This is a genomic window from Aeromicrobium sp. PFPM2_SD2, from assembly GCF_057364525.1.
Genome location: NZ_JBNFNZ010000592.1, coordinates 1 through 1246, shown reverse-complemented (window position 1 = coordinate 1246; position 1246 = coordinate 1). Strand labels below are relative to the sequence as shown.

1 protein-coding gene and 1 pseudogene are annotated in these 1246 nt (G+C 76.2%); one reads left to right on the top strand and one right to left on the bottom strand.

Features of this window, described 5'->3' with window-relative positions; all coding sequences use genetic code 11:
* Nucleotides 1–490 (top strand): annotated as a pseudogene (locus AC2W7G_RS16650) (A/G-specific adenine glycosylase); the annotation flags it as partial.
* On the opposite strand, the gene AC2W7G_RS16645 reads toward AC2W7G_RS16650, so the two are convergent.
* The coding region (locus AC2W7G_RS16645) for a Mur ligase family protein (RefSeq protein WP_485869418.1) at nt 459–1246 on the bottom strand (788 nt) is incomplete at its 5' end. The pseudogene AC2W7G_RS16650 and the gene AC2W7G_RS16645 overlap by 32 nt on opposite strands.

Sequence of the window (1246 nt, the reverse complement as noted above, 5' to 3'; positions counted from 1 at the left end):
CTTCGCCCACGGCGGCCGGCACGCGGTGCTGGACACCAACGTCCGCCGCGTCCTGGCCCGGGTGGTCGGCGGCGAGCAGCATCCACCGGCGTCCGTCACCGCCGCGGAGCGCGTCGCGCCGAGGCACTGCTGCCCGAGGGCGGCGCCCCGGTCTGGGCCGCGTCCACGATGGAGCTCGGCGCCCTCGTGTGCACCGCGTCGTCACCGACCTGCGCCGCCTGCCCGGTCGCCGACCTGTGCCGCTGGCGGGCGCTCGGCTCACCCCGAGCACGACGGTCCCCGCCGCCCCACCCAGAAGTGGGACGGCACCGACCGGCAGTGCCGCGGACGGCTGCTCGCCGTGCTGCGCGACGCGTCCGGCCCGGTCGACAAGGCGTTGCTCGACGCGACCTGGCCCGACGACGTCCAGCGCGAGCGCTGCCTCGACGGTCTGGTCGCCGACGGGCTGGTCGAGCCGGTCACCGACACCCTCTTCGCCCTGCCGCGCTGAGGCGGCACGCGGACCGGACCCCGCGGAGCTCAGCCCTGGGTGCGGCGCGCGGCGAGGGACTCCCGCCACCAGGGGACGAGGACGCCCAGGGTGAGCGCGGCGGCCGCGTTCGCCGCTGGTGGGCGCCGAGCAGCGGCAGGTGCGCGTCGCGGCGGCGTCCGTCGTGGACGACGACGAGGTCGAGCTCTCCCACGGAGTCGGCACGCACGTCGGTGACGACGACGTCCGCAGACTCCGCGCCGAAGGTCAGCACGCGGGCGGACGTGCGCGACGCCATGGCCGAGACGCGGTGGTCGTCGGCGTTGAGGACGGCCGTGCCGTCCGGGCGCAGCGCCTCGACCAGCTCGCCCTTGGCGCGGGCCGTGTTCTCGGGCGAGCCGAACTCGCCGAGGTGGGCCGATCCGACGTTGAGCACGACGGCGACGTCCGGGGGTGCGATGTCGCACAGCAGGCGGATGTGGCCGATCCCGCGGGCGCCCATCTCGACGACGAGGAACCGGGTCGACGGGTCGGCGCGCAGGACGGTCAGCGGCACGCCGAGCTCGTTGTTGAACGAGCCGGTGGGCGCGACGGTCGGACCGAACCCGGCCAGCAGGTGCGCGAGCAGGTCCTTGACGCTGGTCTTGCCGGCCGAGCCGGTGACGCCGACGACGCGCAGCCCGTCGAGTCGGTCGACGACGTGCCGGGCGACGCGCCCGAGGGCGGCCACGACGTCGTCCACGACCACGCAGGGCCCGTCCACCGGGCGGGACGCGA